The 24,599-nt window shown below is 71.0% G+C and carries 26 protein-coding genes; 10 read left to right on the top strand and 16 right to left on the bottom strand.

What is annotated here, in order from left to right:
- Positions 1-6 precede the first annotated feature (6 nt).
- Together ABTZ58_RS26600 and mqnC are read right to left on the bottom strand one after the other, a co-directional pair.
- Entirely contained in the window at positions 7-669 is a 663-nt protein-coding gene (locus tag ABTZ58_RS26600; protein WP_351361559.1) for an imidazolonepropionase-like domain-containing protein, read from the bottom strand.
- Between the two features lie 7 nt (positions 670-676).
- Positions 677-1,876 (bottom strand): cyclic dehypoxanthinyl futalosine synthase, encoded by a 1,200-nt coding sequence (gene mqnC, locus ABTZ58_RS26595; RefSeq protein ID WP_309096505.1) that lies wholly within the window; start codon positions 1,874-1,876, stop codon positions 677-679.
- A 153-nt stretch (positions 1,877-2,029) separates the two neighbouring features.
- Between mqnC and ABTZ58_RS26590 the strand changes: the two genes are divergently transcribed.
- Positions 2,030-2,260 carry a hypothetical protein gene (locus tag ABTZ58_RS26590; RefSeq protein ID WP_351361556.1) on the top strand — a complete coding sequence of 77 codons (231 nt, stop codon included), beginning with the start codon at positions 2,030-2,032 and terminating at the stop codon, positions 2,258-2,260.
- 26 nt (positions 2,261-2,286) lie between these two features.
- Here the strand turns inward: ABTZ58_RS26590 and ABTZ58_RS26585 are convergent, their stop codons facing one another.
- Together ABTZ58_RS26585 and ABTZ58_RS26580 are read right to left on the bottom strand one after the other, a co-directional pair.
- Positions 2,287-3,015 (bottom strand): prepilin peptidase, encoded by a 729-nt coding sequence (locus ABTZ58_RS26585; RefSeq protein ID WP_351361553.1) that lies wholly within the window; start codon positions 3,013-3,015, stop codon positions 2,287-2,289.
- Complete coding sequence (locus ABTZ58_RS26580) at positions 3,012-6,011, bottom strand: BTAD domain-containing putative transcriptional regulator (RefSeq protein WP_351361550.1); 3,000 nt, start codon at positions 6,009-6,011, stop codon at positions 3,012-3,014. Before ABTZ58_RS26580 ends, ABTZ58_RS26585 begins: the two co-directional genes overlap by 4 nt.
- Before the next feature lie 180 nt (positions 6,012-6,191).
- On the opposite strand from ABTZ58_RS26580, the gene ABTZ58_RS26575 reads away from it, so the two are divergent.
- Complete coding sequence (locus ABTZ58_RS26575) at positions 6,192-6,521, top strand: hypothetical protein (protein ID WP_351361547.1); 330 nt, start codon at positions 6,192-6,194, stop codon at positions 6,519-6,521.
- A 109-nt stretch (positions 6,522-6,630) separates the two neighbouring features.
- On the opposite strand, the gene ABTZ58_RS26570 is transcribed toward ABTZ58_RS26575, so the two are convergent.
- The 12 genes from ABTZ58_RS26570 to ABTZ58_RS26515 all read right to left on the bottom strand — a co-directional run bounded on the left by ABTZ58_RS26570 (position 6,631) and on the right by ABTZ58_RS26515 (position 15,608).
- Entirely contained in the window at positions 6,631-6,858 is a 228-nt protein-coding gene (locus ABTZ58_RS26570; RefSeq protein ID WP_351361544.1) for a hypothetical protein, read from the bottom strand.
- 292 nt (positions 6,859-7,150) lie between these two features.
- Entirely contained in the window at positions 7,151-8,203 is a 1,053-nt protein-coding gene (locus ABTZ58_RS26565) for a hypothetical protein (protein WP_351361541.1), read from the bottom strand.
- Complete coding sequence (locus tag ABTZ58_RS26560; RefSeq protein WP_351361538.1) at positions 8,203-8,877, bottom strand: hypothetical protein; 675 nt, start codon at positions 8,875-8,877, stop codon at positions 8,203-8,205. Before ABTZ58_RS26560 ends, ABTZ58_RS26565 begins: the two co-directional genes overlap by 1 nt.
- Positions 8,878-8,973: 96 nt before the next feature.
- A complete protein-coding gene (locus ABTZ58_RS26555) occupies positions 8,974-9,432 on the bottom strand; it encodes a TadE/TadG family type IV pilus assembly protein (RefSeq protein ID WP_351361688.1) in 459 nt (152 codons plus the stop codon).
- A gap of 8 nt (positions 9,433-9,440) precedes the next feature.
- Positions 9,441-9,872 (bottom strand): TadE/TadG family type IV pilus assembly protein, encoded by a 432-nt coding sequence (locus ABTZ58_RS26550; protein ID WP_351361535.1) that lies wholly within the window; start codon positions 9,870-9,872, stop codon positions 9,441-9,443.
- A complete protein-coding gene (locus tag ABTZ58_RS26545; RefSeq protein WP_502996125.1) occupies positions 9,872-10,333 on the bottom strand; it encodes a TadE family protein in 462 nt (153 codons plus the stop codon). The genes ABTZ58_RS26550 and ABTZ58_RS26545 overlap by 1 nt, the downstream gene beginning before the upstream one ends.
- Positions 10,334-10,362: 29 nt before the next feature.
- Positions 10,363-10,614 carry a hypothetical protein gene (locus ABTZ58_RS26540; protein WP_031107180.1) on the bottom strand — a complete coding sequence of 84 codons (252 nt, stop codon included), beginning with the start codon at positions 10,612-10,614 and terminating at the stop codon, positions 10,363-10,365.
- 55 nt (positions 10,615-10,669) lie between these two features.
- On the bottom strand, positions 10,670-11,593 hold the full coding sequence (locus tag ABTZ58_RS26535; protein WP_351361529.1) for a type II secretion system F family protein: 924 nt from the start codon (positions 11,591-11,593) through the stop codon (positions 10,670-10,672).
- Positions 11,590-12,552 carry a type II secretion system F family protein gene (locus ABTZ58_RS26530; RefSeq protein WP_351361685.1) on the bottom strand — a complete coding sequence of 321 codons (963 nt, stop codon included), beginning with the start codon at positions 12,550-12,552 and terminating at the stop codon, positions 11,590-11,592. The genes ABTZ58_RS26535 and ABTZ58_RS26530 overlap by 4 nt, the downstream gene beginning before the upstream one ends.
- Positions 12,553-12,601: 49 nt before the next feature.
- Positions 12,602-13,909 (bottom strand): TadA family conjugal transfer-associated ATPase, encoded by a 1,308-nt coding sequence (locus ABTZ58_RS26525; RefSeq protein ID WP_351361526.1) that lies wholly within the window; start codon positions 13,907-13,909, stop codon positions 12,602-12,604.
- Entirely contained in the window at positions 13,906-14,862 is a 957-nt protein-coding gene (locus ABTZ58_RS26520) for a hypothetical protein (protein WP_351361524.1), read from the bottom strand. The genes ABTZ58_RS26525 and ABTZ58_RS26520 overlap by 4 nt, the downstream gene beginning before the upstream one ends.
- A 17-nt stretch (positions 14,863-14,879) precedes the next feature.
- Positions 14,880-15,608, bottom strand: coding sequence for a hypothetical protein (locus tag ABTZ58_RS26515; protein ID WP_351361521.1), 729 nt, complete (start codon positions 15,606-15,608; stop codon positions 14,880-14,882).
- Positions 15,609-16,271: 663 nt separating this feature from the next.
- On the opposite strand from ABTZ58_RS26515, the gene ABTZ58_RS26510 reads away from it, so the two are divergent.
- From ABTZ58_RS26510 to ABTZ58_RS26475, 8 genes are all read left to right on the top strand, one after another.
- On the top strand, positions 16,272-18,251 hold the full coding sequence (locus ABTZ58_RS26510; protein WP_351361519.1) for a hypothetical protein: 1,980 nt from the start codon (positions 16,272-16,274) through the stop codon (positions 18,249-18,251).
- Positions 18,241-19,491 (top strand): hypothetical protein, encoded by a 1,251-nt coding sequence (locus tag ABTZ58_RS26505; protein ID WP_351361516.1) that lies wholly within the window; start codon positions 18,241-18,243, stop codon positions 19,489-19,491. The genes ABTZ58_RS26510 and ABTZ58_RS26505 overlap by 11 nt, the downstream gene beginning before the upstream one ends.
- Positions 19,492-19,636: 145 nt before the next feature.
- Entirely contained in the window at positions 19,637-20,308 is a 672-nt protein-coding gene (locus tag ABTZ58_RS26500) for a hypothetical protein (RefSeq protein ID WP_351361513.1), read from the top strand.
- On the top strand, positions 20,299-21,387 hold the full coding sequence (locus ABTZ58_RS26495) for a hypothetical protein (RefSeq protein WP_502996124.1): 1,089 nt from the start codon (positions 20,299-20,301) through the stop codon (positions 21,385-21,387). Before ABTZ58_RS26500 ends, ABTZ58_RS26495 begins: the two co-directional genes overlap by 10 nt.
- A 47-nt stretch (positions 21,388-21,434) precedes the next feature.
- Entirely contained in the window at positions 21,435-21,740 is a 306-nt protein-coding gene (locus tag ABTZ58_RS26490; protein ID WP_351361507.1) for a hypothetical protein, read from the top strand.
- Positions 21,737-22,999 carry a putative T7SS-secreted protein gene (locus ABTZ58_RS26485; RefSeq protein ID WP_351361503.1) on the top strand — a complete coding sequence of 421 codons (1,263 nt, stop codon included), beginning with the start codon at positions 21,737-21,739 and terminating at the stop codon, positions 22,997-22,999. The genes ABTZ58_RS26490 and ABTZ58_RS26485 overlap by 4 nt, the downstream gene beginning before the upstream one ends.
- A 17-nt stretch (positions 23,000-23,016) precedes the next feature.
- Entirely contained in the window at positions 23,017-23,895 is an 879-nt protein-coding gene (locus tag ABTZ58_RS26480) for a hypothetical protein (protein ID WP_351361500.1), read from the top strand.
- Entirely contained in the window at positions 23,895-24,545 is a 651-nt protein-coding gene (locus tag ABTZ58_RS26475) for a hypothetical protein (RefSeq protein WP_351361497.1), read from the top strand. The genes ABTZ58_RS26480 and ABTZ58_RS26475 overlap by 1 nt, the downstream gene beginning before the upstream one ends.
- The last annotated feature ends 54 nt before the right edge of the window (positions 24,546-24,599 follow it).

The raw sequence follows: 24,599 nt of genomic DNA, 5'->3' as shown, positions 1-24,599 counted from the left end.
CCGGCTTCAGCGGGCCCGGTACACCAGCCGTCCGGCCAGCACGGTCGCCACGCAGGTGGCCGCGCCGCGCTCGCGCAGGGCCGTCTCGTCGGGTACGTCGAACACGGCCAGGTCGGCCCGGCCGCCGATGGTGAGCGGGCCGTGGACCGTGCCCAGCAGGTCGTGGCCCTCGGCGAACGGGTCGAGGTCGGGCCGCTCGCCGAGCAGGGGGCCGGGGGCGTTCGTGATGCCGACGACGGTGAGGCCGGACCGGGCGACGGCCATGGCCACCAGCGGGTCGCGGAAACGGGCACCGGGCGAGGCGACCGCCGTGGTGCCGTAGCGCAGCATCCGCTGCACGCCGCGCCGTACGCTGCCCGCCCAGCGGGTCTCGCCGAGCTCGCCGAGCGCGGCCAGCCGCTCGCCCCACAAGGGCTGTTCGCCCAGTTCAGCGGCCTCACGCGGGTCGGGGTGGTAGCACTGGCGCAGCAGCCACAGCGCGTGCCACTGGCGCAGGCCCGGCGTGAGCACACCCGGCCAGCGCCGTACACGCGCGCCGGGCGTCTCGTCGGCGACGTCCTCGTACGGTCCGACGGCCGTGATCCGGTCGCCGTCGACCGCGACCGCGCCGTCCGTGACGGGGTCCGCGCCCGCGGGCAGGACCAGCGGGGCGGCGTGGATCGTCAGCACGGTCGGATCAGTTGGACGCCAGCAGCTTCAGCTCGGGGTGAGCCGTGCCGCCCTCGATGGCCGTGGAGGAGATGTGCGAGACCACGCGGTCGTCGACGGGGTCGTTCGCCGGGTCGTCGTGCACGACGAGGTGCTCGTAGGTGGTGGAGCGCTGGGCGGGGACCCGGCCCGCCTTGCGGATGAGGTCGATGATCTCCATCCGGTTCGACCGGTGCTTGGCGCCGGCCGACGACACCACGTTCTCCTCCAGCATGATCGAGCCGAGGTCGTCGGCGCCGTAGTGCAGGGAGAGCTGGCCGACCTCCTTGCCTGTGGTGAGCCACGAGCCCTGGATGTGGGCGATGTTGTCCATGAACAGCCGGGCGATGGCGATCATCCGCAGGTACTCGAAGAGCGTCGCCTGCGTGCGGCCCTTCAGGTGGTTGTTCTCGGGCTGGTAGGTGTACGGGATGAAGGCCCGGAAGCCGCCCGTGCGGTCCTGGACGTCGCGGATCATGCGCAGGTGCTCGATGCGCTCGGCGTTGGTCTCGCCGGTGCCCATGAGCATGGTGGAGGTGGATTCCACGCCCAGGTTGTGCGCGATCTCCATGATCTCCAGCCAGCGTTCGCCGGACTCCTTCAGCGGGGCGATGGCCTTGCGGGGCCGCTCGGGCAGCAGCTCGGCGCCGGCACCGGCGAAGGAGTCGAGGCCGGCGGCGTGGATGCGCTGGATGGCCTCCTCCACGCTGACCTTGGAGATCCGGGCCATGTGCTCGACCTCGGACGCGCCGAGGGAGTGGATCACCAGCTGCGGGAAGGCTTCCTTGATCGCCTTGAAGTGCTTCTCGTAGTACTCGACGCCGTAGTCCGGGTGGTGCCCGCCCTGGAACATGATCTGGGTGCCGCCCAGCTCGACCGTCTCGGCGCAGCGGCGCAGGATGTCGTCGAGATCGCGCGTCCAGCCCTTGGCGGTGTCCTTCGGGGCGGCGTAGAAGGCGCAGAAGCGGCAGGCCGTGACGCAGACGTTCGTGTAGTTGATGTTGCGCTCGATGATGTACGTCGCGATGTGCTCGGTCCCCGCGTACCGGCGGCGCCGCACGGCGTCGGCGGCGGCCCCCAGCGCGTGCAGCGGGGCGTCCCGGTACAGCGCGAGCGCCTCGTCCGGGGTGATCCGCCCACCGGCGGCAGCACGGTCGAGGATGGGCTGAAGGTCGGCCTTCTCGGTCACCGGGCGTCCCTTTCGTAAGGGTTGTGGACGGACCCGCCCAGCGTACGCCAGAGGGCTGAAGGGCCGGACGCCAGCCTGCGCCGGGGGGGCGGGCCCGGGCCGTCCGGAACGGGGGCGGGGCGCGCCGCGTGGAAGACCTCTCTGCTGCTCGTCGTGGCCGACGCCGGTGCGCAGCGGGCACCGCTGGGCGAGCGGCCCGTGCCGTTCTGGGTGTTCGCGGCCGTCGCCGTGCTCGGCGCCGTGGTCACCGTCTTACGGCTGCGCCGCATGGGCGGCGCGCATCGGCGCCGGCCGCTGCCCGGTTGGACCCGGTTGCTCGGTGCGCTGCTCGCCGCGTACGGCCTGTACATGGTGTGCCGGGTCGCCGACGGCGTCGGCGGATGACCGGCGCCCGCGCGGCGCCGGCCGGGTCAGGCCGTGTACGCGCCGATCAGGAGGCCCAGGAGGGCGCCCGTGATCAGAAACGGGCCGAAGGGGATGGCCGTCTTGCGGGTGGCGCGGCGGGTGACGACCAGCGCGAGGCCGTAGAGGGCGCCAAGGAGGAAGCCGGCGAAGGTGCCGAGCATCACCGTGGACCAGCCGTACCAGCCGAGGACGGCGCCCGCGCCGAGGGCGAGTTTGACGTCGCCGAAGCCCATGCCCGCCGGGTTGACGAGGAAGAGGACGAAGTAGCCGCCGCCGAGGGCCAGGGAGCCGAGGAGGGCGGTGGTCCACTGCCCCGCGTGTTCGGGGACGAGCGCGGTGAGGCCGAGCAGGGCCAGGGCGGCCGCCGCGAAGGGGAGGGTGAGCGGGTCGGGCAGGCGCCGGACCCGGAAGTCGACCACGGTGAGCAGGACACCGACCGGGGCGAGCAGCAGCCAGACGGCGATCTCGGGGCGGGTGCCGGTCGCGGCGGCGAGGGCGGCGCAGAGGGCCGCCGTCGTCAGGGCCAGGGGGGTCGTGCGCGGACCGTACCCGGGCTCCTCGCAGTCCCTGCAGGAGGCCGGGCCCAGCCAGCCCCTGACCGGGTGCCCGCCGGGGCACTGATGCCGCCACGGCTCCCCCGAGGGCGCCGAGAACCGGTAGGCCGCGCGCGGCAGCAACGCTCCCGCCGCCGCGCCCCACAGCGCGGCGGCCAGGACCAGCAGCCCGGTGCTCATCCCACCGCCGCGATCGCGTCACGCCACGTCGGCAGCAGCTCGTCGAGCAGTGCCTCCGTGCGCGGCGGCAGCCCGCGGGCCCCGCTGCGGCGGACGAGGTCGGTGGCGAGGGCCGTCAGCCGGTCCGCCTCGCCGGTGGCGTGGGTCGCGCGCAGCAGCTCGTGCCACAGCCGCTCGTCCTCCGGGGCGGTGCGCAGCGCCGCGTTCAGGGCCTCGATGGCCTTCTCCGCACGGCCCTTCTCCATGTGGAACGCGCACAGCGCGAGCCCCGTGTCCGCGACCAGCAGCGGCAGTTGCGCGTCGACGATCTCGTGGGTGAGCCACTGGTAGCGGCCCTCGGGCCGGTCGGCGAGCAGCGGCCCGCGCACCAGCACGAGCGCGTCGGTGAGCAGCCGCCCGCGCACGGCCCGGCTGCCGACGCCCTTGCCCTGTGTGGCCTCGTAGTACAGCGACCGCAGCACGTCCAGGTCGGAGACGACGGACTTGGCGAGCGTGAGCCGTCCGCCGGCGTCGGTGCCCAGGCGGGGTGTGCCGTCGGGGTCGGTGCCGAGCCATGCGCGCAGCCGGTCCAGCAGCGCGCCGCGCACGTCGTCGGTGACGCCGCGCGGCCACAACGCCGAGGACAGCACCCGCGGGTGCACGCCCTCGCGGTGCAGGAGAAGCAGCGCCAGCGCCTCGTGCAGCAGGGCGCTGCGGTCCCCGTCCGGGGTGTCCAGGCCGATGATCTCGTACGGCCCGACGAGCCGGGCGTAGACGGCCGGGCGTCCCTGCTCGCTGATGTCCACCAGGAACGGCGGCCGGTGCGCGGGGTCGCCCTCGGGGCGGCTGTCCGGGTCGGCCTCGACGAACAGCTCGACCACGGCGCGCTGCTGGGCGGCGGGCAGCAGCTGGGCTTCGAGTTCCAGGCCGAGGAGCGGCGCGAGCAGCTTGCCCTGGCCGGTGATCTCCATCTCCCAGGCGGCACCGGGCAGTTCACCGGTCTCGGTGCCGACGAGGTAGCCGATGCCCAGCCGGCTCGCGTCGGCGGCCAGTTCGGCGAGCTTGACGGCGTCCTCGGCGGACGGCTGGGCGGCGAGCAGGACGAGGTGCGGGGCCCAACGCGTGTGCTGGGCGGGCCCGGTACGCCCGGTGAGCACCGAGTCGTGCCCGGCGGCGCCCAGTGCCCCGCGCCGCTGCCGCGTCTCGGCCTCCATGGTCTCGACCAGCGCCTCGACGTCGTCCAGGTGCCGGATGCGGTTCGGGGCCAGCGGCGTGAGGTCCTCGCCGAAACCGACGAGCGTGATGGTCATGCGGTCGGACCACCCGTTGGTGGCCAACTCGGCGGCGACGGAGGCGAAGACGGCGGCCCGGTCGGCTTCCCGGCCGGAGAGGGAGACGATGCCGGGCACGGCCTCCAGGTTGAGCAGCAGCCGCGAGTCGTCCATGGTGCCGAGGCTGACGAGGCCCGGGTAGGGCGCGGCGGTGTCGGTGTCGCCGTAGCCCTCGGCGTCCGTGCGGGCCAGCATCCAGAACGTCTGGTCCTGCCCCTGCTGCCAGGGCGCGGGCGGCTTGCCTGAGGGCTGGGCGAGCTGGAGGTGCAGGTCGCCGTTGCTGAGCCAGGCCGCGTACACCACCGGCAGCGGCCGTGACTCCTCGGCCAGGGATGCGGCGAGCCCCCGCAGGGACCGGTCCAGCAGCCGGACGCCCTCCGGGTCGGCGCCGACGAGCAGCGCGTCCTGGACGTCCTGCGCGTCCCCGCCCGGCGTGGGCGGCTCCATGCCGCGCCGCCCGCCGGCGGAGCCGAACGCCGACTGCCACAGCGCCTGCCGACGTCGCCGCCCGAGGGCGCCGAGGAGGCCGGCGGCGAGGAGGGGTGCGGCCAGGAGGGCTTCGGGAAGGCCGAAGGCGCTCTCCGCCCCGGTGGCCGCCGTGGCCTGCTGCCGGTCGCCGTCGGGGGCGGGCCGCTGCCGCTCGGGGACGGACACCTGGGCGGCGCCACCGCCGGCGCGCTCGTGCCCGCCGCCCTGCGCGCCGGATCCGCCGTCCTGAGCGCCGGATCCGCCGCCGCCCTGGGCGTGTTCGCCGGTCTGGGCGTAGTCGGCGATCTGCTGCCGCACGTCGGGCGAGACGCCCGGTGACTCGTCGGGCAGCTCGACGAGTTCGCCGCCGCGCGCGTCGCCCGGCATCTCCATGATCCAGCCGGGCCGGATGAGGCTGGCCTCGGAGAGCCTGGACCCGTCCGGCTGCACGCGGTCCTTGTTGAGCTCGAAGATCTCCTTGTAGCGGCGCCCGTCACCGAGGTGGCGTTCGGCTATCTCCCACAGCGAGTCGTGGTGGCGTCCCTCGGGCGGCTGGATGCGGTAGTACTTCGTGTCGCCCTGCCGGGCGCTGCTGCCGGCGTCGGCGTGGGCGGCGGCGTGCGAGGCCTGCTCGGCGAGGGCGGCCGCGGTGCCGGCGGCCTGCTCCTGCTGCTGGGCGAAGAGGCCCGGCGTGGCCTGGGCGGCGGCCACGGCCGGCTTCTGGTGGGCGTCGTACCCCTGCCCGAGCTGCGACAGCCCGGGCGTGAAGCCGGCGGCGGTGGCACCGACGAGCAGCAGCGCGGCGACCAGCTGCCGCGCGAGCAACTGGCTGGGCCCGGCGCCCGGTACCCGGCCCGGAACGCCGACGCCCGACAGCGCGGCCTTCATCTCCACCAGCACACAGGCGGTGAACTGCGCCCACGCCAGCCACACGATGACGGTGAGGATGTTGAGGAAAGTGTGGACGGTGATCTCTCGCTGCAGCCAGTCGAGGCTCGGCACCCCGTGCGGCAGCGGCCATCCGATCTGCGTGGCGAGCGCGACGGGCACGCCGACCAGGAGCACGGCCAGCGCGACGAACGCGAGGAAGGCCTTGACGAAGTCCCCCAACGACCGCCGCCGGATCCGCACGGGCTGCGGCGTCCGGTTCCTCGGGGCCGTCGTTCCCGTCGTGTCTCCCGTCGGGCTTGACGAGCTTGGGGTGCGGCGTCGCGGCATGGCGGGTGTCCTGGGGTCGTGAGGGGACGTGCGTGGACTGCGTGAGGCCGAGCTGTGAGGTGTGGGTGTGCTGAGCCTACAGAGATCTTATGGACTCACCGTTGGGAGGCACATCAGGACCGGGATACGGTGCTGGGGCGATCAGGGTGCAGGACGTGCTGGACGTGGGGGGACTGCCGTATGGGCCAGGGCAAGAGCGATCTCGCGCTCCCGCTGACCGAGTTGGAGGGGTTCGGGCGCCGGCTGCGTTCCCTCAAGACCCGGTTGAATCACACCGCGAAGCTCTTCGAGTCCTACCGGGACGACATCGGTGACGGCGGCGTCAATGACGCGCTCGGGGATTTCGAGTCCAACTGGGAGGACGGGCGCGAGGACATCACGCAGCAGCTCGACGCGCTGGCGAGTATGTCCGACGCCGTGGTGCGTGAGTTCAAGAAGCTCGATGACGAACTCACCAAGAAGGTGAACGACGCCATGAAGACCGAGGACAGGCGGAAGAAGGAGAAATAGCCGCCGAGCCAATGGCCGCCGAGCCGCGGTCCGAAAGACAGAAGAAAGGCCCCGGTTCCGATCGACCGGGGCCTTTCTCGTCGCGCCGCGCCGCGCCGCGTCGCCTGTATCAGGAAGCGACGGCGGCGTTGAGGTGCAGGTCCGCCGCGATGCCCTGCGGGGAGACGGCGAGGCCCACGCCGCCGGCGACGCCGGCGGTCACGCCGGCTGCCGTGGTCTCGACGTAGAGACCGGCAGCGGCGCCGGCGCCCGCGGCGACACCCGCCTGGCCGCCGGCGATGCCGTCCAGCTCGGCGTCGGACATCTGGGCGGTCTCGATCTGCGGGGTGAAGGCCATGGAAGGCGGTTCCCTTCGTCTCAGGAAAGTCGAGGTGCTCAAGCGCGACCGATCAAAGCACGCGGGGAGAACGGGCGGCCAGTCCTCGCTTAGGGAAGCGCGGGGGATTCCGGGATCCGGATTCACGGGTGTGGTGTTCCGGTCAGCGGCCGGCCCGTTCTCTTCACACCATCCGCCCCGTCGCGGTACACACGGGTGGTGTGCGACGGGGGAATCGCGCCGGTCTCGGTTCCCGCCGGGACGGTCCGCGACCTCGTGGTGAACGGTGTGCAGATCCTTCGGAGGTTCCGGATCAGCGGTTCACCGACTGGATCTCCCGTACCGTCACGTCCTGAGTCGTACCGAATGTGCCGTCGGGGAGGTCCCCGCCCTGGCCGTCGGTACTGGTCCAGCTGATCTTCCAAGTGACGGTGGCGCGCAGCGGGTAGGGGCCGTCGGCGCCGGTGGCGCGCAGGTAGCCGACGCCGCAGGGCGGGTTCCGGTCGGCCTTGCCCCGCGCGAACGGTTCGCCGATGCCGCCGTCCTCGTCGATCTCGCAGACGCCGGAGGCCGGGTAGGTGCGGGCGTCGGGTGTACCGGGCTCGATGCGCAGGGAGACGGGTTCGGCGGTGGTGGTCGCGGACAGGCCCGTGCCGGGGAGGCTCGCGGTGACCGAGAGCTTCCTGAAGCGGGCCTTGTCGAGCCAGATCCAGGTGGGCAGGTTGACCGTGGACTTCCCCGCCGGTGCCGTCTCGATCTGGGTCCCGGGGACGGGCAGTTCGTCGTAGGCGTACTCGGCGAGCACCTGCGGGGAGACGGCCAGGGGTTCGTTGGGGGGTTCGCCTTCGTCGACCCAGAAGGGCTGCCTGTCGCAGGCGTTCGCTTCGGGGTCGTCCTTGCGCTTCAGGTTCTTCACCGCCGCCCAGAACATTCCCTCGCCCTGCTTGTCGAGGTTGTAGTTCTTGTACGGGTGTCCGTCCTTGTAACGGTGGTCCAGCATGTTGCCGACGACCTCCCCGACCCCGGGCAGCAGAAAGCCGTCGATACTCCGCCACAGCTTGACGGTGGTCTCGATCTCCTTGGGCGAGAAAGAGGGCTCGTACCAGCAGGCCGGCGGTGTCCAGTTGCTGTTGGACGGGGTCAGGGTGCCCGTCGTGGCCGCCCCGGAACCACCGTTGGTGGTGACCCGGATCCTGGTCTCGGCCCTGATGACGCCGCCGTCCCCGGAGCCCTCGGCGCTGCCCTCGTAACCGCCCTTCTCCCCGCCGTTGCGGCCGCCGCCCGCCGTGGCCGGAGCCGGGACGGCAGCCACGGCAACGGCGAGAAGCGACACCCCGACGGCGCGCAGCACCTTCGTACGACGCATCACATGCACTGTTCGGCGGCCTCCGTGGACGATACGGTCGCGGTCTGCCACACGCCTTCGGAGTTCTTCTCCAGGCGGGTGCTGTAGAAGACGTAGTCGCTCGGGGACGCCTTGACCGACCGGTCGACCTTGCCGGTGCCCCGGTCCTTCGGGTAGGTCTGCGTCGCGTCCATGCAGTAGGTGACCGACGCGGCGCCGTCCTTGAGGAACGTGACCTCGCGGTCGTAGTAGCGGGTCGTGCCGGTGAAGCTGCGGGCCTCGTCGCGGAAGGACTTGATGTAGGAGGCCGCCGACATCAGGGCGTCGCCCTTGGAGTAGAACTGCAGGGCGGGGTACTTCTTGGCGTCGACGGTGATCGCCTCGTCGATGGAGTTGATCCGCCGCTCGTTGTCGGCCAGGACCGCGTCCTTCTTCGCGTCGCCGGTCGCGCCGCCCTCGAAGACGTTCCTGACATCCGACGGCAGTTTGATCTCCGGCCGTTCGATCCCGTCGTCCGCCGCGGACGCCGACGGCGTCGCCGAACCGGTCTCCGTGCCCGCGTCCGCTCCCGCGATCCTGTCGCCGTCCTTCGTGTCCTTCGCGTCCGCCGCGCCGGATCCGCCGCAGCCGCTCAGCAGCAGCGCCACCGCCGCGGTCAGGGCGGTGGCGGCCGCCGTGGTCCTGCGTGTGCGCATGGGGGTGTACCTCCAGGTGGGGGGACAAGTGGGGGAAATAGTGCGAAAGGCTCGACCGAGCCCGGTGGGTACGGGCGGCGGAGGCGGGCCGGGGCGTCAGCCGACCTGGTTCTCCGCCACCGCCTGGCCGTGCACGGTCACGTCGCCGCCGTAGAACATCCCGGTGAAGACCGGGGAGTACGTGAGCTGCACCTCGACCTCCACCGCGTCGGCGTCCGCCGCGACACAGTGCGTCGCCGCGATGTCCGCGCCCGTCATGTCCATCTCGCGGGCGAAGGCCTTCACACGGGCGTCGCAGTTCGCGAAGTTGATGGGGGCCGGGCCGCCCTCGTTCTCGTAGAGCGCCTCGCGGTCGATGTCCTGGGCGGCGTAGCGGGCGGCCTGTTCGGCGATGTCGGCGGCGCGTTCGCGCTTGGAGATGGACAGGCCGCCGTCGATGACGAACGCGGAGAGGGAGAGGAAGACGAGCGCGAAGACGATGACCGCGCCGGCCCCCGAGCCCCGGTCGTCCAGGCGCGTCCGGCGCGCCGCCCACCAGGAGCGTCCGGTCCTCACTGCGTGTCTCACGCCGACCTCCGGAACGGGTCGAGCGGGGAACTGAAGCTGGCCGTCAGCCGCGTCGGCACGTCCAGGCCGAGCATGGCCAGGCCCCGCACCTGGCAGCTCACCTCGACCGTGAAGATGGTGTCCGGCTCGAAGCCCTGACTGGTCTGGACGACCGAGACCGGGCCCGAGCAGACGTCCGCCAGGTCGGCCTCGGCGGCCTTCTTCGCCTCGGCCATGGCCAGGGCGTGGTTCTTCTGGATCGAGCCCGCGCGGGCCGCGTCCCGGGCCGCTCCGTCCAGGGCTCCGCGGCCCTCCACGAGCTGGCCGAAGGCCACCAGGACGAGGATGAACAGGATCATCACCGGGGCGAGAATCACGACCTCGACGGTGGACAGGCCGCTGTCGCCGGACCTGCGGCGGCCTTCCGCCGGGACGGAGAAGCGCGGCATCAGTTCCCCTCCTCCTGCACGAACCGCTCCACGGGCCCGGCCGACCGCGCGTGCACCGTCAGGTCCAGGCCGGGAAAGACCGTGGGGACGCGCGCCTCGATCTCCACGCCCACCGTGTTCTGCTCCGGCTGCAGCATCGTCACGTCCGGGGACAGGACCAGCTGCGGGCCCAGCTGCTGGATGTAGCTGTCGACCACGTCCCGTGCCTCGCCCCGCCACGCGCCCGGCTGCTCGTCGGCCGTGGCGCGCGCCTTGCGCGCGCCCGCCTGGGCCGCCGCCTGGGCGACGTGGTCCGCGAAGAAGTACAGGGCGAACTGCACCGTCGCGAAGATCATGAAGAACAGGACCGGGGTGAGCAGCACGAACTCGATCGCGGTCATGCCCGAGTCGCCGCCGGCGGCCGCCCGTCTCCGTGCGGCCCCCAACCCGCGGCGTGTCCGTCTGCCCAGCTCTGCCGGCATCCCCGTGAACCCCGTTGTCCCTGAGCTGGTCAGCAGGTCTTGCCCGCGTCCGCGCCCTTGATGCAGTCGCCGACCTTGTTGGCGCCCTCGCTCAGCGCGGCGTTGATGATGGCGGCCACGACCCCGACGATCGCCACGACGACCGCGGAGATGATGACCCACTCGACCGCGGAGGCACCGCGGTCCAGTTCACCGGAGCGGGCCCGCTCGGTGCGCGCCTGGAGGAAGGTGACCAGGAAGTCCACGGCGGGGATGCCGGTGTGGAAGGTGCGTCCGTTCATGACGTCTTGTCCTTTCGAGATCGTTCGGGGAGGTTCTTCGGTCGGGGAGGCCGGCTCACTGCACCTGGAACACCCGCATCGCCGCCGGAAAGATCAGGAACACCAGGAACCCCGCGCACAGCAGCAGTTGCGCCACGAGCATCGACTGGGACTTCTCGCCCGCGCTGCCCTCGATCTCGGCGAGTTCGCGGTGCCGCATGGTCTCGGCTCGGGAGGCGAGGGACTCGCGCACCTTCGCACCGTCGTCCGCGACCAGCGCCAGGGATGCGGAGAGGTCCTTGAGTTCCTCCACACCGATCTCCTCGCCGAGCTGGCCGAGCGCCTGCCACTGGCTGACGCCGGTGATCCGGGCGTCGGACAGGGCGTTCCTGATGCGCTGGTTGGCCCAGCCGTCGGACACCTCGGCCGCCGCCATCAGGGCCTCGGGCAGACCGCGTCCGCCGGCCAGGCTCATCGACACCAGGTCGAGGTAGGCGCCGATCACGCGCCGCAGGTCACGCCGCTTCTCGGCGGCGTCCCGCCGTACCTCCAGGTCGGGCAGGAAGAAGAAGACCACCGCGAAGAGCAGCGCCAGCCACACCGGGATGATGGGGCTGGAGCCCACGCCGAGGGTCCAGACGACGGCGAAGAGGAACGGGCCGAAGAACAGGCCCGCCACCCCCAGCAGCACCTTCGTCGCCAGGAACTTCTCCCAGCTGCGCTCCAGGACCGCGAGGTCCGCGCGCAGCGAGCGCTGCTCCCAGCCCTGCTGGAGGTAGAACTCGCTGACGCGCAGGCCGACTTCGGCCCGCAGCGTGCCCAGGCGGCCCGTCTCGCGCTCGACGCGCGCCGATTCGTACACCGAGCCGCGGGCCCGCATGGCGTCGATCCGCGCGACCTGTGAGATCGGGCTGCGCTTGCCGGGCATGAGGGCGCGGACGAGGGCGTAGAGGCCGAGGCCGATGACGGCGCCGACGACGAGCGGCATCGTGAGGTTCACCGGCGTGCCCCCTCTTCCTGCGGCAGCGTCTGCTGCGGCTGCTGCGACTGCTGCTGCGACGGCGTCCTCGGACGGACGAACCGGACACCCGCCTGGTCGCGGACCAGGAAGCGCTCGGGCGTCTCGATGGTGGACAGCTTGCGCAGCCACCAGAAGCCGAGCGCGAACAGGCCGCAGACGCAGGCGAGGACCAGCTGGCCGACCGCCGTGCCGTACGGCTCCACGAAATCGCGGTTGAAGACGGACAGGCCGAGGACGAAGGCGATGGAGACCGCGACGACGATCTGCACCGAACGGCGGGTCGAGGCGCGCTGGGCCATGACCCGCTGGCGCATGTCGACCTCCTCGCGCGCCGACTTGGCCAGGGCGCCCAGCACCTGGCGCAGACCGGGGCCGCGCAGGCGGGCGTTGAGGATCAGGGCCGCGACGATGATGTCGGCGGAGGCGTCGTCGATCTCGTCGGCGAGCTGCTGGAGCGCCTCGGGCAGTGGGGTGCGGGCGCGCAGCCGGTCGACGAGGGCGTCGAGGTGGGGGCGCAGGACGGGGGCCGCGGCGCGGGCGGAGGCCGGGATGGCCTGTTCCAGGCCGACGGCGCCCGCGATGGTGTCACGCAGGGACTCCGTCCAGGAGGCCAGGGCCTCCACGCGGCGCATGGCGGCCCGCTCCTCGCCGGCGCCGCCGAAGAGGCGGTCCCAGAAGAAGACGAGGACACCGGCCGCGATGCCGGCGACCGCCCAGCGGGTCAGCAGCAGGACGACGAGTCCGACGATCGCGGCGAGGGAGCCGCGCTGCCCGGCGAAGCGGATCAGTTCGCTCGCCCGCTGGGCGGCCTTCTGCTTCTCGTGGTCGGGCTTGACGGGCAGTCCGCGTACGGCGACGAGCAGCAGGGCGAGGCCGCCGCCGACGGCGACGCCGCTGCCGATCGAGTACAGCACCTGGGTGGAGAACAGGCCGCCCATGGAGCCGAGCGAGCCGAGCGCGGCGAGAGTCGTCGTGTTCATCCCCGGCTCACCCCCAGGTCCCGGTCGGCCGGTAGCCGTGTGCCATCAGTTCCTCCAGGCAGGCAAGGGGGGCGTGCGGCACGACCCGGCCGTCGGGCGTCTCGGCGAACACCTCGCTGGACAGGACCCGGCCGTCGACGCCGTTGACCTCGCGGACCGAGGTGACCATGCGCTGGAGACGGCCGCCGTTACCGAAGTCGTTGCGCCGCTGGATGAAGACGACGAAGTTCACGGCACCGGCGATCAGCATCTGGCTGGCCTCGATCGGCAGCCGCTCGGAGGCCTGCAGCGCGTAGGTGGAGATGCGGTTGAACACCTCGCTGGAGCTGTTGGCGTGGATCGTGGACAGCGAGCCGTCGTTGCCCTGGGACATCGCGTTGAGCATGGTGACGATCTCGTCGCCGAGGACCTCGCCGACGATGACCCGGGAGGGGTTCATACGCAGCGACCGGCGCACCAGCTCCGCCATCGAGATGGCGCCCTGGCCCTCGGAGTTGGGCAGGCGTTCCTCGAAGGCGACGACGTTGGGGTGCAGGTCGGGGAAGGTGTCGAGGCCGAGCTCCAGGGCCCGTTCGACGGTGATGAGACGCTCGTGCGGGGGGATCTCGTTGGCGAGGGCGCGCAGCAGCGTGGTCTTGCCCGCGTTGGTGGCGCCGGCGATCATGATGTTCTTGCGGGCGCGGACCGCGCAGGCCAGGAAGTGGGCGACCTCGGGGGTCAGCGTGCCGTTGCCGACGAGGTCGGAGATGAACACCTTGCCCATGCGCGCGCGGCGGATGGACAGCGCCGGGCGCCGGGCCACGTCCATGACGGCCGACAGGCGCGACCCGTCGGGCAGCCGCAGGTCGAGCTGCGGGTTGGCCGAGTCGAAGGGGCGGGAGGACAGGCCCGAGTAGGCGCCGAGGACCTGGATGAGCTCGATGAGCTCCTCGTCGGTCTCGGCGACCGGGTCGCCCTTCACCTCGCGGCCGTCGGCGTAGCCGACGAAGACCTGGTCGCAGCCGTTGATGTCGATGTTCTCGACCTCGGGGTCGTCCAGCAGCGGCTGGAGCCGGCCGACGCCGAACAGGGCGGCGTGCACGGCGGCCGCGTACTGCTCCTCGGTCTCGGCGTCCAGCGGCGTACGGCCCGCGTTGATCTCGGCGCGGGCGTACTCCTCCAGGATCTGGGCTATGACGGCGCGGGCGTACTGCCGTTCGTCCTCCGAGGACATCGGAGTGACGTTGTTGAGCTGGTCCTGCCGGCGCTGTTCGGCGATGCGGTCGCCGGCGTCCTGGCGGAACCGCTTGACCAACTGGTGGTCGACAGCGGTCATGTGCCGGCCCCCGCGTGGCCCTGCGTGTGACCCGCCTGCTGGTGCGGGACGTGCTGGGCGTGGTGGGCCGGGGCTTGGTGGGCCTGGGCCTGCTGGGCTTGCTGGGCCTGGGCCTGCTGGGCTTGGTGGGCCTGGTTCGCCTGCGCGGAGGCTGCCCAGGCGGCGCCGTACTGCTGGTGGATGTCGGCGGCGACCTTGCGGGCCGAGCGGATCAGCAGCGACTTGTCGAGCCGGCCGCGCCTGCGGCCGGCCAGCTGGTCGGCGCCGGCCGGGTCGTCGGCGATGGTGCCGACCACGCGGGCCCCGGTCTGGGCGTGCACCAGCATGTCGTTGACCTGCGAGGCGAGCTTGCCCGCGGTGCCGGTGTCGGCGATCAGGACGACGCCGATGACCGGGTTGGCGAGGCTCGCGGCGCCGCGCGGTCCGCCGTGCAGCTTGCCCGCGAGAGCGGCGGCCCGGTCGCGCACCCGCGCGAGGGACTCCGGCTCGGTGCGGGAGAGCAGCAGCACGAGCGAGGCGTGCGGGAACAGTTCGACGGCCGGGGTGTCGCCACTGATGCGTCCGCAGTCGGCGATGACGTCGGCGGCGGCGTGCGGGGAGTCGGCGAGGGAGGCGAAGGCGTGCCCGAGGGTGGGCCACAACCCGGCGAACCCGGCGGCCTGTTCGGCGATGCCGAGCCCGACGAGCACCTCCAGTCCGCCGCTGAGCGGCTGGACGTGGTCCCAGAGCTGGTCCGGCACCAGGCCGCGGCGCGCGGTCGCGGCGATGGAGAGCATGCCGGTGTTGGGGTTGAGCGGTCCGCCGTGCGCGGCCGCACTGCGGTAGACGAGGTCACCGCCCGCCGGGTCCGTCTCGGCGAGCAGGACACGCCGCGGCCAGACCGCCGCGAGGGCGACGGCCGCGGTGGTGACGCCGGGGGAACCCTTGTCGGCGGCGAGAGCGATGAGCGCCATGGGGTGGGTGCCGCCTTCTAGTTGCCGGGGACGTGCACGATGGCGACCTCGCCCGCGGCCGCCGCGGTGGCGAGCGCGGCCGCGTCGGCCTGGTCGACGAGGAGGGTGAGCGAGAGGTTGCCCGTGCTCACGGTGGCGTCGTCGTCCTCGGCGACGGTGTTGACGCGCGCGTCGTCGACGAGGGCGCCGCCGGAGGAGGTGCCGCCGCCCGTACCGGAGTTGCCGCCGGAGTTGCTGCCGGAGTTGCCGGAGGTCGTCGTGCCGACGCGGTAGGCGGAGACGATGTCACCGGCCTTGATGTCGGAGGGGTAATGACCCTCCTTCAGCGCGAGACCGACGGAGGCCTTCCCGGCGGGGAGGCTGGCGGCCTTGGCGAACATCTGGCCCATCACGACCGTGTCCTTGTAGATCGTGGACTTGGCCTTGAGGGTCCTGAGCGCTCCCAGCTGCTCCCACTTGACGTAGTTGATGCTGTCGTCGGCGGCGACCATCACCGAGGTCACGTTGTCCCCGACGGACTCTCCGGCCTGGATCTCCTTCGTCACCTTGACGACCTCGATCCGGTCCCCGGCCTGGAGCACGAGCATCGTCGCGCCCAGCGCACCCACGAGGATCAGCAGTACGGCGAGCGCGGCCAGTGCCGGTTTGCGCTCGCGAGGCGGTGTGGGAAGCCGGTCACCGACCGACGGCTGAGCCGGAGCGGCGGGACGACCGGCGCCCGCCCCCGTACGCTCTTGGATCTTCACGCAACCGCTCCCCGTACACCCAAGAAGTTATCTACAAAAAGGGACACTTCGCACTTCTCGGCCCGCTGAAGTGGTGCCTGAGCTGGCGGAATAGCCAGCGCCGAAGTGAGTGTCAAGCCATGGCACCGTATCAGCCGCCCATAAGCCCCTCAAGGCGCGTCCGGCCTCACCAACCCCGGGCCGCGGCGCGTTATCCCTCTGCAACGCCGCCCTCACCCGACCCGCTCGGCACAAGCCGCGCGACGGACGGGCACCTGTGCGCCAGCGAATCCTGGACGCCCACAACTGCGGCTCGCCGGGGCGGTGTTGGTCACGCACCGCCCATCACGTCTGCACGATTCACTCACGAAGTCGGGACCGCGTCGTTACGGTCCCCCGCCGCCGGCCGGCGGCACCGATCGCACACCGTGGATCGCACACCGGCGACCGCACACCGTCGACCGCACACCGTGGATCGCACACCGTGGATCGCACAACGTGGATCGCACAACGTGGATCTGTAGCACTCGCGAAGCCTTAGTAGAGTGCCGCGCGGACAGCGATCGGACCGCGGGGGGCTCACCGGTGGAAGCAGTCACGTCGAACCACGCGCACGCAGGGCCTATACGGGCGGGTGACAGCGGCCGCGACCGCGTCCTGCGCCTGCTCCTGGCCCTTTGCGCGTTGACGGCCGTCTTCGCAACCGCCACACCCGCCCAGGCCGAGACCCCCGGCGGGCCCACCCAGGCGGCCTATCTCGCCGACCGCCTGCGCGAGCAGCCGGTCTACGTGACGGATCAACTGCCGCGTGCGGTCCCGCGGTCCACGGCGCCCGAGTTCGCGCGGCTCGCCAAGGGGACCGGCGTCCCGACCTACGTCCTGGTGCTGCCCGCCGAGAGCGTCCGCGACGGCAAGGCGCTGCTCGGCGCGGTCCACGACCGGCTGGGACGGAACGGGCTGTACGTGCTCGTCGACGACCACGGGGTGACGGACGCCAGGGCCTTCGGCGTGCGAGCTCCGGCCGACGACGCCTGGAGCACCCAGCTCTACGAACTCCCCTACGACGCTGGCCCCCTGCTGAGCTTCGAGCGGTTCGCGGAGGTCGTCGCCCAGGGTCCGGAGAAAGCCGCCGCCCGGGCGGAGGCGGCTCGCGCGAAGTACGAGGACGCCGAGCCCAAAGCGATGTACATCGGCCCGTCCGACCGCCGCAACCAGTCGTTCCTCACCGGGATCCTGCTCACGGGCGTCCCTCTGCTGATCCTGCTGCTTGCGGCGTACGGGCGCCGCCTGCGCCGCCGTTACGCGGGGAACGCCCGGAAGGCGGACCGCGCGGCACACCGGATGCCGTCCGCGGTCGCCGTCGTCGCAGTCGTCGCCTCGGCCGCCCTCGCCGCCGTCGCGGTCGCCCTGACCGCCACCGCTGTCTTCGACCAGACCGCCTCCAGCGGGGTGAAGCCGCCCACCCCGGCCGAAATGTCCGCCCGGGCGGAACGCGTCGCGGCGGGCCTGCGGCAGGACGCCGTCTACCAGGACCCGGAGAGTCCGCGCGTCCTCGACGCCCGCGGACTCGACCGTCTGCACCAGCGGATCGACGACTTCCGGCGCTCCGACGGCGGCGGCCCGGTGTACGTCGCGCTCGTGCCGCAGACGTCCGAGAACGAGTCGGCCGATGACACGGAGCTGTTCGCCGCGGCGGTGCACGCCAAGGTCGGGAAACCCGGGGTGTACGTGGTCGCGGACCCGGGCGACGGCACGATCGACGCCTACAACCACGGCCTGCGACTGGACAGCGACCGGCTGCTCTTCGATCTGCCGGACGACATCACGCTCGGCGACAGCAGGGCGGACGAGTCCGACGACCACCTCCTCGGCGAACGCCTCGACGCGCTGATGACCTTCCTCGACCGGACGCCGCGCACGGACCGGCCGGTCGAGGGCTCCTCCCCCGCACCGGCCCCGAGTCCCGCCGAGGACACCGCCCTCCCCCCGCTGTTCGCCACCGACTTCTGGCCGGGGCTGGTGGTGGGCGCCTTCGCGGCCCTCCTGCTCTCCGCCGTTCTGGCCGGGATCGCGGCGCTCGTGCTGCGCCGGCGGCGTCCGGCGACGGAACCGGCCGAGCGCCTGCCCCTCACGGCACCCACGGAACCGTCGGCGTCCTACCTGCGGCGCACCGCGTACGCCGAGATCAGCGCGCTCACCCGGGAGTTCACCGAGCGCCGCGACGACCATCCCCGCGCCTGGGACCGCCTCGACGCCGCGCTGCTCCTCCTCGACGGAGATCCCGGCCGTGCCCGCCGGCCCGGGGTGGATCCGGCGACCCTGGTCACCGTGATCGTGCTGGCCCGGGCGGGCCGTGCCGCGCTCACCGGCGACGACGAGCTGTGCTGCGGCGTCAATCCCCTGCACGGACGCGGCGTACGGCTCTCCCACGTCCGGGTCTCCACCGAGGGCACCGGTCGACGCCTGCTGCCCGTCTGCGAGCTGTGCCGCGACACCGCCATCGCCGACCCCCGCGGCATCCCGGCCCGGCTGCTGAGACTGCCCGCCCCGTCCGGCGACGGCCGCCTCCCCTACTACGACGCCACCGACGGCCCGCTGACCGTCGTACCCAGGGGAATCGCCCGGCTTGTCGACAAGGTGAGGGAGACCGCTGGTGTCCACTGACGTCAGACGCCTGGCCACCGTCCTGGCGGCGCTGCTGCTGGCGTCCCTCGCCGCCGCGCCCGCCCGAGCGGCGGACGGCACCGGCGGCCCCGCTGCCGGGCAGCGCATCGCCACCGCCCTGCGCGGCTCGCCCGTGTACGTCGACGAGGCCTACGCCGATGCCGTACCGCCCGCTCGGCAGCGGCAGTTGGCGGAGCGAATCCGGCACACGGGCCTACCCATCAAGGTCGTACTCACACCGCTCACGAAGGGCGACGCCTTCGACGGCGACTCCGATGTCCTCGCGGGCACGGTCCGCGACCGGCTCCCCGAACAGCGGGAACTCGTCCTCATCACGACGGACGGCGACTTCCCCGACTCCCTGCGCGGGTTCGAGTGGCCCGCCGACACCCACCAGGCCCGGGACGCGGTGGCCGCCGCCGGGTTCCTTGAGGGGATGCGGGACGCGGGGCTCGCGGACTTGACCGCCAAGGCCGTGGATCTGGTGGCGGAGGGCAGGGGCCGCCAGCGGCACGAGGAGGCGCTGGAGACCCTGGACGGCTCGGCGCCCGCCGGTGCACGGGCCTCGGAGCGACCGGCGTCCGGGCCGTCCTCGAACACTGCCGGCGCTCGGTGGCTCTGGCCGCTCGTCGCCGTCCCCGCGCTGGCCCTCATCGTCCTCGCCGCCAGCACGCTGGTCCGTGCCCGCAGGACCTCGCCGGCCGTCCCCCAACTCGTGTTTGCGGCGGCCCGAGCCGCCGACGAGACGCGGCTGCGGAGCCAAGCGGAGGCAGAGGTGATTGCACTCGGCGAGGCAACTCGGGCCGCCGACGCCTCCACACCCGGCCTGCAGAGCGCCCTCGACGCGTACGCCACCGCGGGGAAGGTCCTCGACGAGGCCCGCGGCCTGCCCGACCTGGCGGGCGTCCTGGCGCTGGTCAAGGAGGGCCGGGACGCCCTGGACGGCACTCCCGGCCTGCCCCTCTGCTTCTTCAACCCCCTGCACGGCGCCGCGGCCCACCGCACGGCGTGGCGTCCGCTCGGCCGCCGCGACCGGCTGGACGTGGCGGCATGCCAGGAGTGCACGGACGCGTTGCGGAACCGCCGCGCCCCGGAGGTCCTCACGGACCGGGGGGAGGGCGGCCGTACGGTGCCCTACTTCGAGGTTCCGGCAGGGAGAAGCGTGTGGGCGGCGACCGGATACGGCTCGCTGATGACGGTGTCGGCCGGGCTGGCTCAGGACGGTCGGTGCCGCAGTTGAGCGGGAACGGATCCGGGCACGTCGAAGAGCCCCATACCTACCGGCTTGCCCCTGATCACTCGGTAGTTCGCACTGGTGAAACCGAAAACCCCACCGGTACCGTCAGTGCTCGTACTGCACTTCTGTTCTTTCACGGGGAGCCACTGTGAAGCGCCGCACATTGCCCGTTGCCGCCGCACTGACAGCGACGGCAGTACTGCTGTTGACGGCCTGCGGCAGCGGGGACGAGAAGCCGGTCGGCAACAACAAGATCGCAGGAGCCGACCAGGGGACGGAGACCCCGAAGGAGTCCGCCGACCCGTCAGCGGCCCAGGCCGGGGACAACCCGGACGGCGTGGACGTGTCCCTGCCCAAGGACATGAACCTGGTCTTCGACTGGGACAAGCCGAAGGACAAGAATGAGGCGGCTGCGATGGATGACACGGCGAACTTCTTCCGTGCCATCTACCGCGGTGTGGACAAGCGCACGACCAAGGACGCTGCCGTGACCACGTACGCCACCGGCGATGGGCTGCACTACGCAGAGACGCAGATCAACGCCTGGATCGACGGCGGCTGGACCGCGACCGGAACACTGCGTCACTACGACGCCGCCACACGGTCCGCCCCGAACGGCAAGTCGGTGGAGGTGGCGTTCTGCGCGGACTCGGGGAAGTTCTTCGGTAAGGAGATCAAGTCGAAGAAAATTCTCGAAACCAAGCGCAGTATCGAGGACTTCGACTACTACAAGATCGTGATGGTCAAGTTCCCCACGGGCAAGGACCTGTGGCAGGCCTCCAAGGTGTTCGTCGAGACGAAGGCGGCGAAGTGCCAGTGAGGGGTTCACGGCGCGTCGCTCTCCTTGGTGCCACGGCGCTGTCCCTGGCACTCAGCTCACTCCTCCTCACGCCGTCCGCCTACGCCGCGAAGCCGGTGGGTTCCGGCAAGGGAGCCAACACGGCGCAGGAGGGCGGCGGCGACGCGACCGGCATCTACGCAGCCGCCCGCATCCAGTACTCCGGATCCGTCACCAAGGACGGCAGCACCGGCAATGTGCGGCCCGCGGACGTCAACTGGACGCCTCCACCCTGCTGGTATGCCCCCTACCTCGGCGCCAAGGACTTCAAGAAGAAGATGTCCGAGGACTTGGAGCGCCAGCTGAACACACCCGGCATGGGCGGGACGGCGGGTTCGGCCCTGGGCCAGACCAAGCGGCACTACGAGGACGAGTTCGGCTGGGACGGAAGCCCCGGCTACAAGGACTACAACGTCGAGAACGACGGCAAGGGCATGTTCTGGGCCGGCGTCGAGAACCCCAACGAGCCGGACTACCTCAAGCGGACCTCGTGCACCGACCTGCCCTTCTGGGTGGCGAACGGAGAGGCCCCGCCGGCCCGTTACGAAGAGGCCATCAAGCCGGAGATGCTCGCCGCGCTCGCCTACCAGCACATGCAGCTGCCCGACACGAAGGTCACCCTCGCGCCTAAGGCGGAGACCAAGGTGAACCTGCCGACCTGGGCCTGGCTCGACAAGGCCGTCTTCGACGAGGTCCAGGCCACCGCCGCCATCAACGTCCCCGGCTTCAACATCCAGGCCACCACCACTGCCAAGCCGGTGGCCCTCAAGCTGGAGCCGGGCACCGAGGACGCCGAGACCTACCCCGCCTCCGGCGAGTGCGTCATCAACGCCGACGGCTCCATCGGCGAGCCGTACGCCAAGGGCAAGGCCGACCAGACCCCGCCCTGCGGCCTCAAGTACCTGCGCTCCTCCGGCAACGGCACGTTCAAGCTTCAGGCCACCATCACCTGGGACATCGCCTGGACCGGCACCGGCGGCACGGGTGGCGACCTGCCCGACGGGACGTTCGGCAACGAACAGGCAATCACGGTCCAGGAGATTCAGTCGGTCAACCGCTGACAACCCGCTGTCACCACAGAACCACAAGCCCGGCCGGAGAAGTAAGCGTGGCAAACGACGCAGACCTCAAGGTGAATGTCGACCTTCTTGTGGAGTCGGAGTCCCGACTCAGAAAGATCAAGAAGGAATTCAAGAACCTGGGTAATCATCGCGATGACATGCGCGAGCACTGGGGCAGCGGTGACATCACGGGCGCTATGGACGAGTTCGTGGACAACTGGGACGACTACCGCGAAAGTCTGCTCACCCACGTCGACACCGTGGGGAAGCTGATCAAGGCCACCATCGACGGGTTCACCGGCTTGGACGCCGAGCTTGCCAAGGAACTGCGCAAGAAGGAAAAGAAGAAGTGACAACGGCTCCCAAAGCCCGGCCTCGCGATTGGCATCCCCTTGCCGAGTTCGACCCAGTCCCGGGCGACGCGGACGAGATCCGGTCCGAGGTCAAGCGGATGAAGGGCGTCGCGAGCTCCCTGCGTGAGCAGGCCCGTCTCCTCCGCGGTATCGGCAACGACGACGAGCTGAAGGGCAAGTACGCCGGTGCCCTGCGCGAGGAGTCGGAGAGCCTGGAGAAGAAGCTTCGTGACGTGGCCGAGCGCTACGAGAACGTCCACGGCTACCTGACCAGCTGGGCTGGCGAGCTGGAGGGCTTTCAGATCCAGGCCGACAAGGTACTGGCCAACGCGAAGAAGGCGCAGGAGGAAGCTGACGCCGAGAAGAAGAAGGCGGAGACGAACAAGCCGGGTCCGGGAGAACCCAGTCCTTCTCCGAGCGGCACCGATCACGATCCACTCACCGAGTACCGGCTGCAGCTGAACCGGATCACGACCGAGCGTGACGAGCGTGCCTCACACTACGCGGGCAAGATCCGCGATGAACTCGACGACGCCATCGAGGACAGTTTCTGGGACGACGCCAAGGGCTGGCTCCACGACAACGCCGACCTCTTCAAGACGATCGGCGACCTGGTCGGAGACCTGAGCGGCATTCTCGGCATGCTCGCCATCATCACCATGCCTTTTCCACCTCTCGGAGCCATCTTCGCCACGGCCGCGGCTGTGACCAGCGGCATTGCCCTGATCAGCCACCTTTTGGCGAAGGCCGGCGGCGCAGACGTCAGCTGGTTCAGCGTGGGTCTTGAGGCCCTCGGGGCCATCCCCGGCATCAGCGCGTTCGCCAAGGGCGTCAAGGTCGCCGACGGTGCGATCGCGGTCGCACGTGCACGGCAACTCGGCGAGGGAGTCCGCGGCGTCACCACGATCGGTAGGAACATCGTCGGAATAGGCGACAACGTGGCCGGAGCAGTGAGCTTCACGGTCAAGGGAAAGACCATCGGGTTGTGGGGATTCAAGCACGGTGGCCTCATCAAGGCCGAGGGACTGATGGGGCGCATGACGCTGGTGGCCGAGAAGACCGTTCACAATGGCCAATGGCTCGGTACCCGGGGCTGGAATCTGCTCAACAGGGGAGAACGGGCGATCGACCCCATGAGCAACTTGGGCCGCGGCATCGACGCCGGCCTCAAGATCACCCCCAAACTGGTTTCGATCCCCACACACGTAGGCGAACTCATCAATCCCGGTGACCGATTCCAGGAGTCGGTCGCCTCATGACGAGGGCTGGAATCCCAATGGACTGGCACCCAGATTCCGACGAAATGCAACTGGCACGCTATCCGGTCTCGTTCGCGACCGGAACCGCCGCGTCCGTGAAGGGTCGCCGTTCGTTTCGCGACCGGCAGCGCAATGACATCGAAGCCGAACTGCCCGGTTGGCCCGAGCGGGGCACCTTCAAGGTGCGCCGTCTGCCCGGCAGGATCGGAGTGCAGATCAGCCACACTCTCTCGGGCGTCTTCGCAGTGGCCTGGGGAATCCTCTCCGAACTGCTGGGCGGCGGGGTGACCAACCCCGAGCCGGGGCGCGGCAAGCTGGAGGACAGGGAAAACGAGGTCGCCGACTTTCCCGTCATGTGGGCCGACACACAGGACACCGCCCGCGGGCTGCCCTGGCAGCTCGATCCTTCCCGACGACCGCACGGCTACGTTTCGGAGATCGTCCTGACCACTCGACGTCTCGTCGTACTAGGGTCCGGCACAGCTTTGTGGGAGACACCTCGGGGCAACATCGCTGCCGCCACGGCCAAACGCTTCAGTGTCGGCCGCAGGGACTTCCAAGTCACCTTCCAGGACGGCTCTTGGGCCAGGCTGACGACCAACGCCTCCCCCTGCACCGTCGAACTGGTCGGCCTGCTGTCAGGAAGTCACCACCGACTGTCCGAGGCCGAACTCTCGCCCGCCCAGCGCGAGCGGCTCTCCAGCTTCGCGTCGTCACTGCCGGCAGATGTCGCGCGCCCCGTCATCACAAAACTGCCTAGTGGCCTGGTGCGAGTGGAGTTCACGCTTCCCGGCCACGGACAGGGCATCGTCTCCGAGTCACGGGGTTTCGTGATGGACGAGGCCGGCCAGGACGCGGCACCCGCTCCCGGAGACATCGAACCGAGCAAGGCGTGATGAGCACCAACCGCACGACACTGTCTGGCATCCCAACCACCCCTGCCGATCCGGCCATCCCTCCCCTCTGGTTCGTGGTCCCGGAGGGCTTCCACGCCCTGCCCGTGGACGCCGAACCAGGTACTCGACTGTCTGCCGCCGACGCGTTTGCCCGTGAACTCTTCCCCGAGGGTGACGCCCACCTGTGGGAGTCGGCAGCGCCCTTCTACGCCGGGCTCACCGAGGTTTTCGCAGACGCCGGGCTGGCGTATTCCGCCATGGGGGTGTTCAGCGACGACAACGGCGGTGTCGTGCACTTCTCCTTTACCGTCGGCGCGATCGAGTCACCGTACGCAACCCCCGACGAGGCTGCGGGCGCGATCGTGCAGTCCCTCGGCCGGGACCCAGGAAACGACAGTCGCCGCATCACGCTGCCCTGTGGGCCGGCAGTGTCGAACATATCCGTCCGCGAGATCACGATCGGTGCGCAACTCACCGCGACGGGCGAGGAGACGAAGCTCCTCACCGGCCAGATCCAGGTCTTCATCCCCTTCCCGACCCAACGCTTCATAGCAATCTTCACGCTGGACACCGCAGCCATGGAGTACTGGGGGGAAATATGCGACATGACCGTGGCAGTGCTGGAAACGGTGTCCTTCGAGGACCCGTGAGGGAGCCCTACCCGTCGACTTGCGGGATGTGCCCCGTGAGGGGGCAGCTCCTCG

This window comes from Streptomyces sp. NPDC094143 (genome assembly GCF_040303825.1).
Lineage (GTDB): Bacteria > Actinomycetota > Actinomycetes > Streptomycetales > Streptomycetaceae > Streptomyces.
The sequence above is the reverse complement of the archived record's forward strand: the minus strand, read 5'-3'. Positions and strand labels throughout refer to the sequence as shown.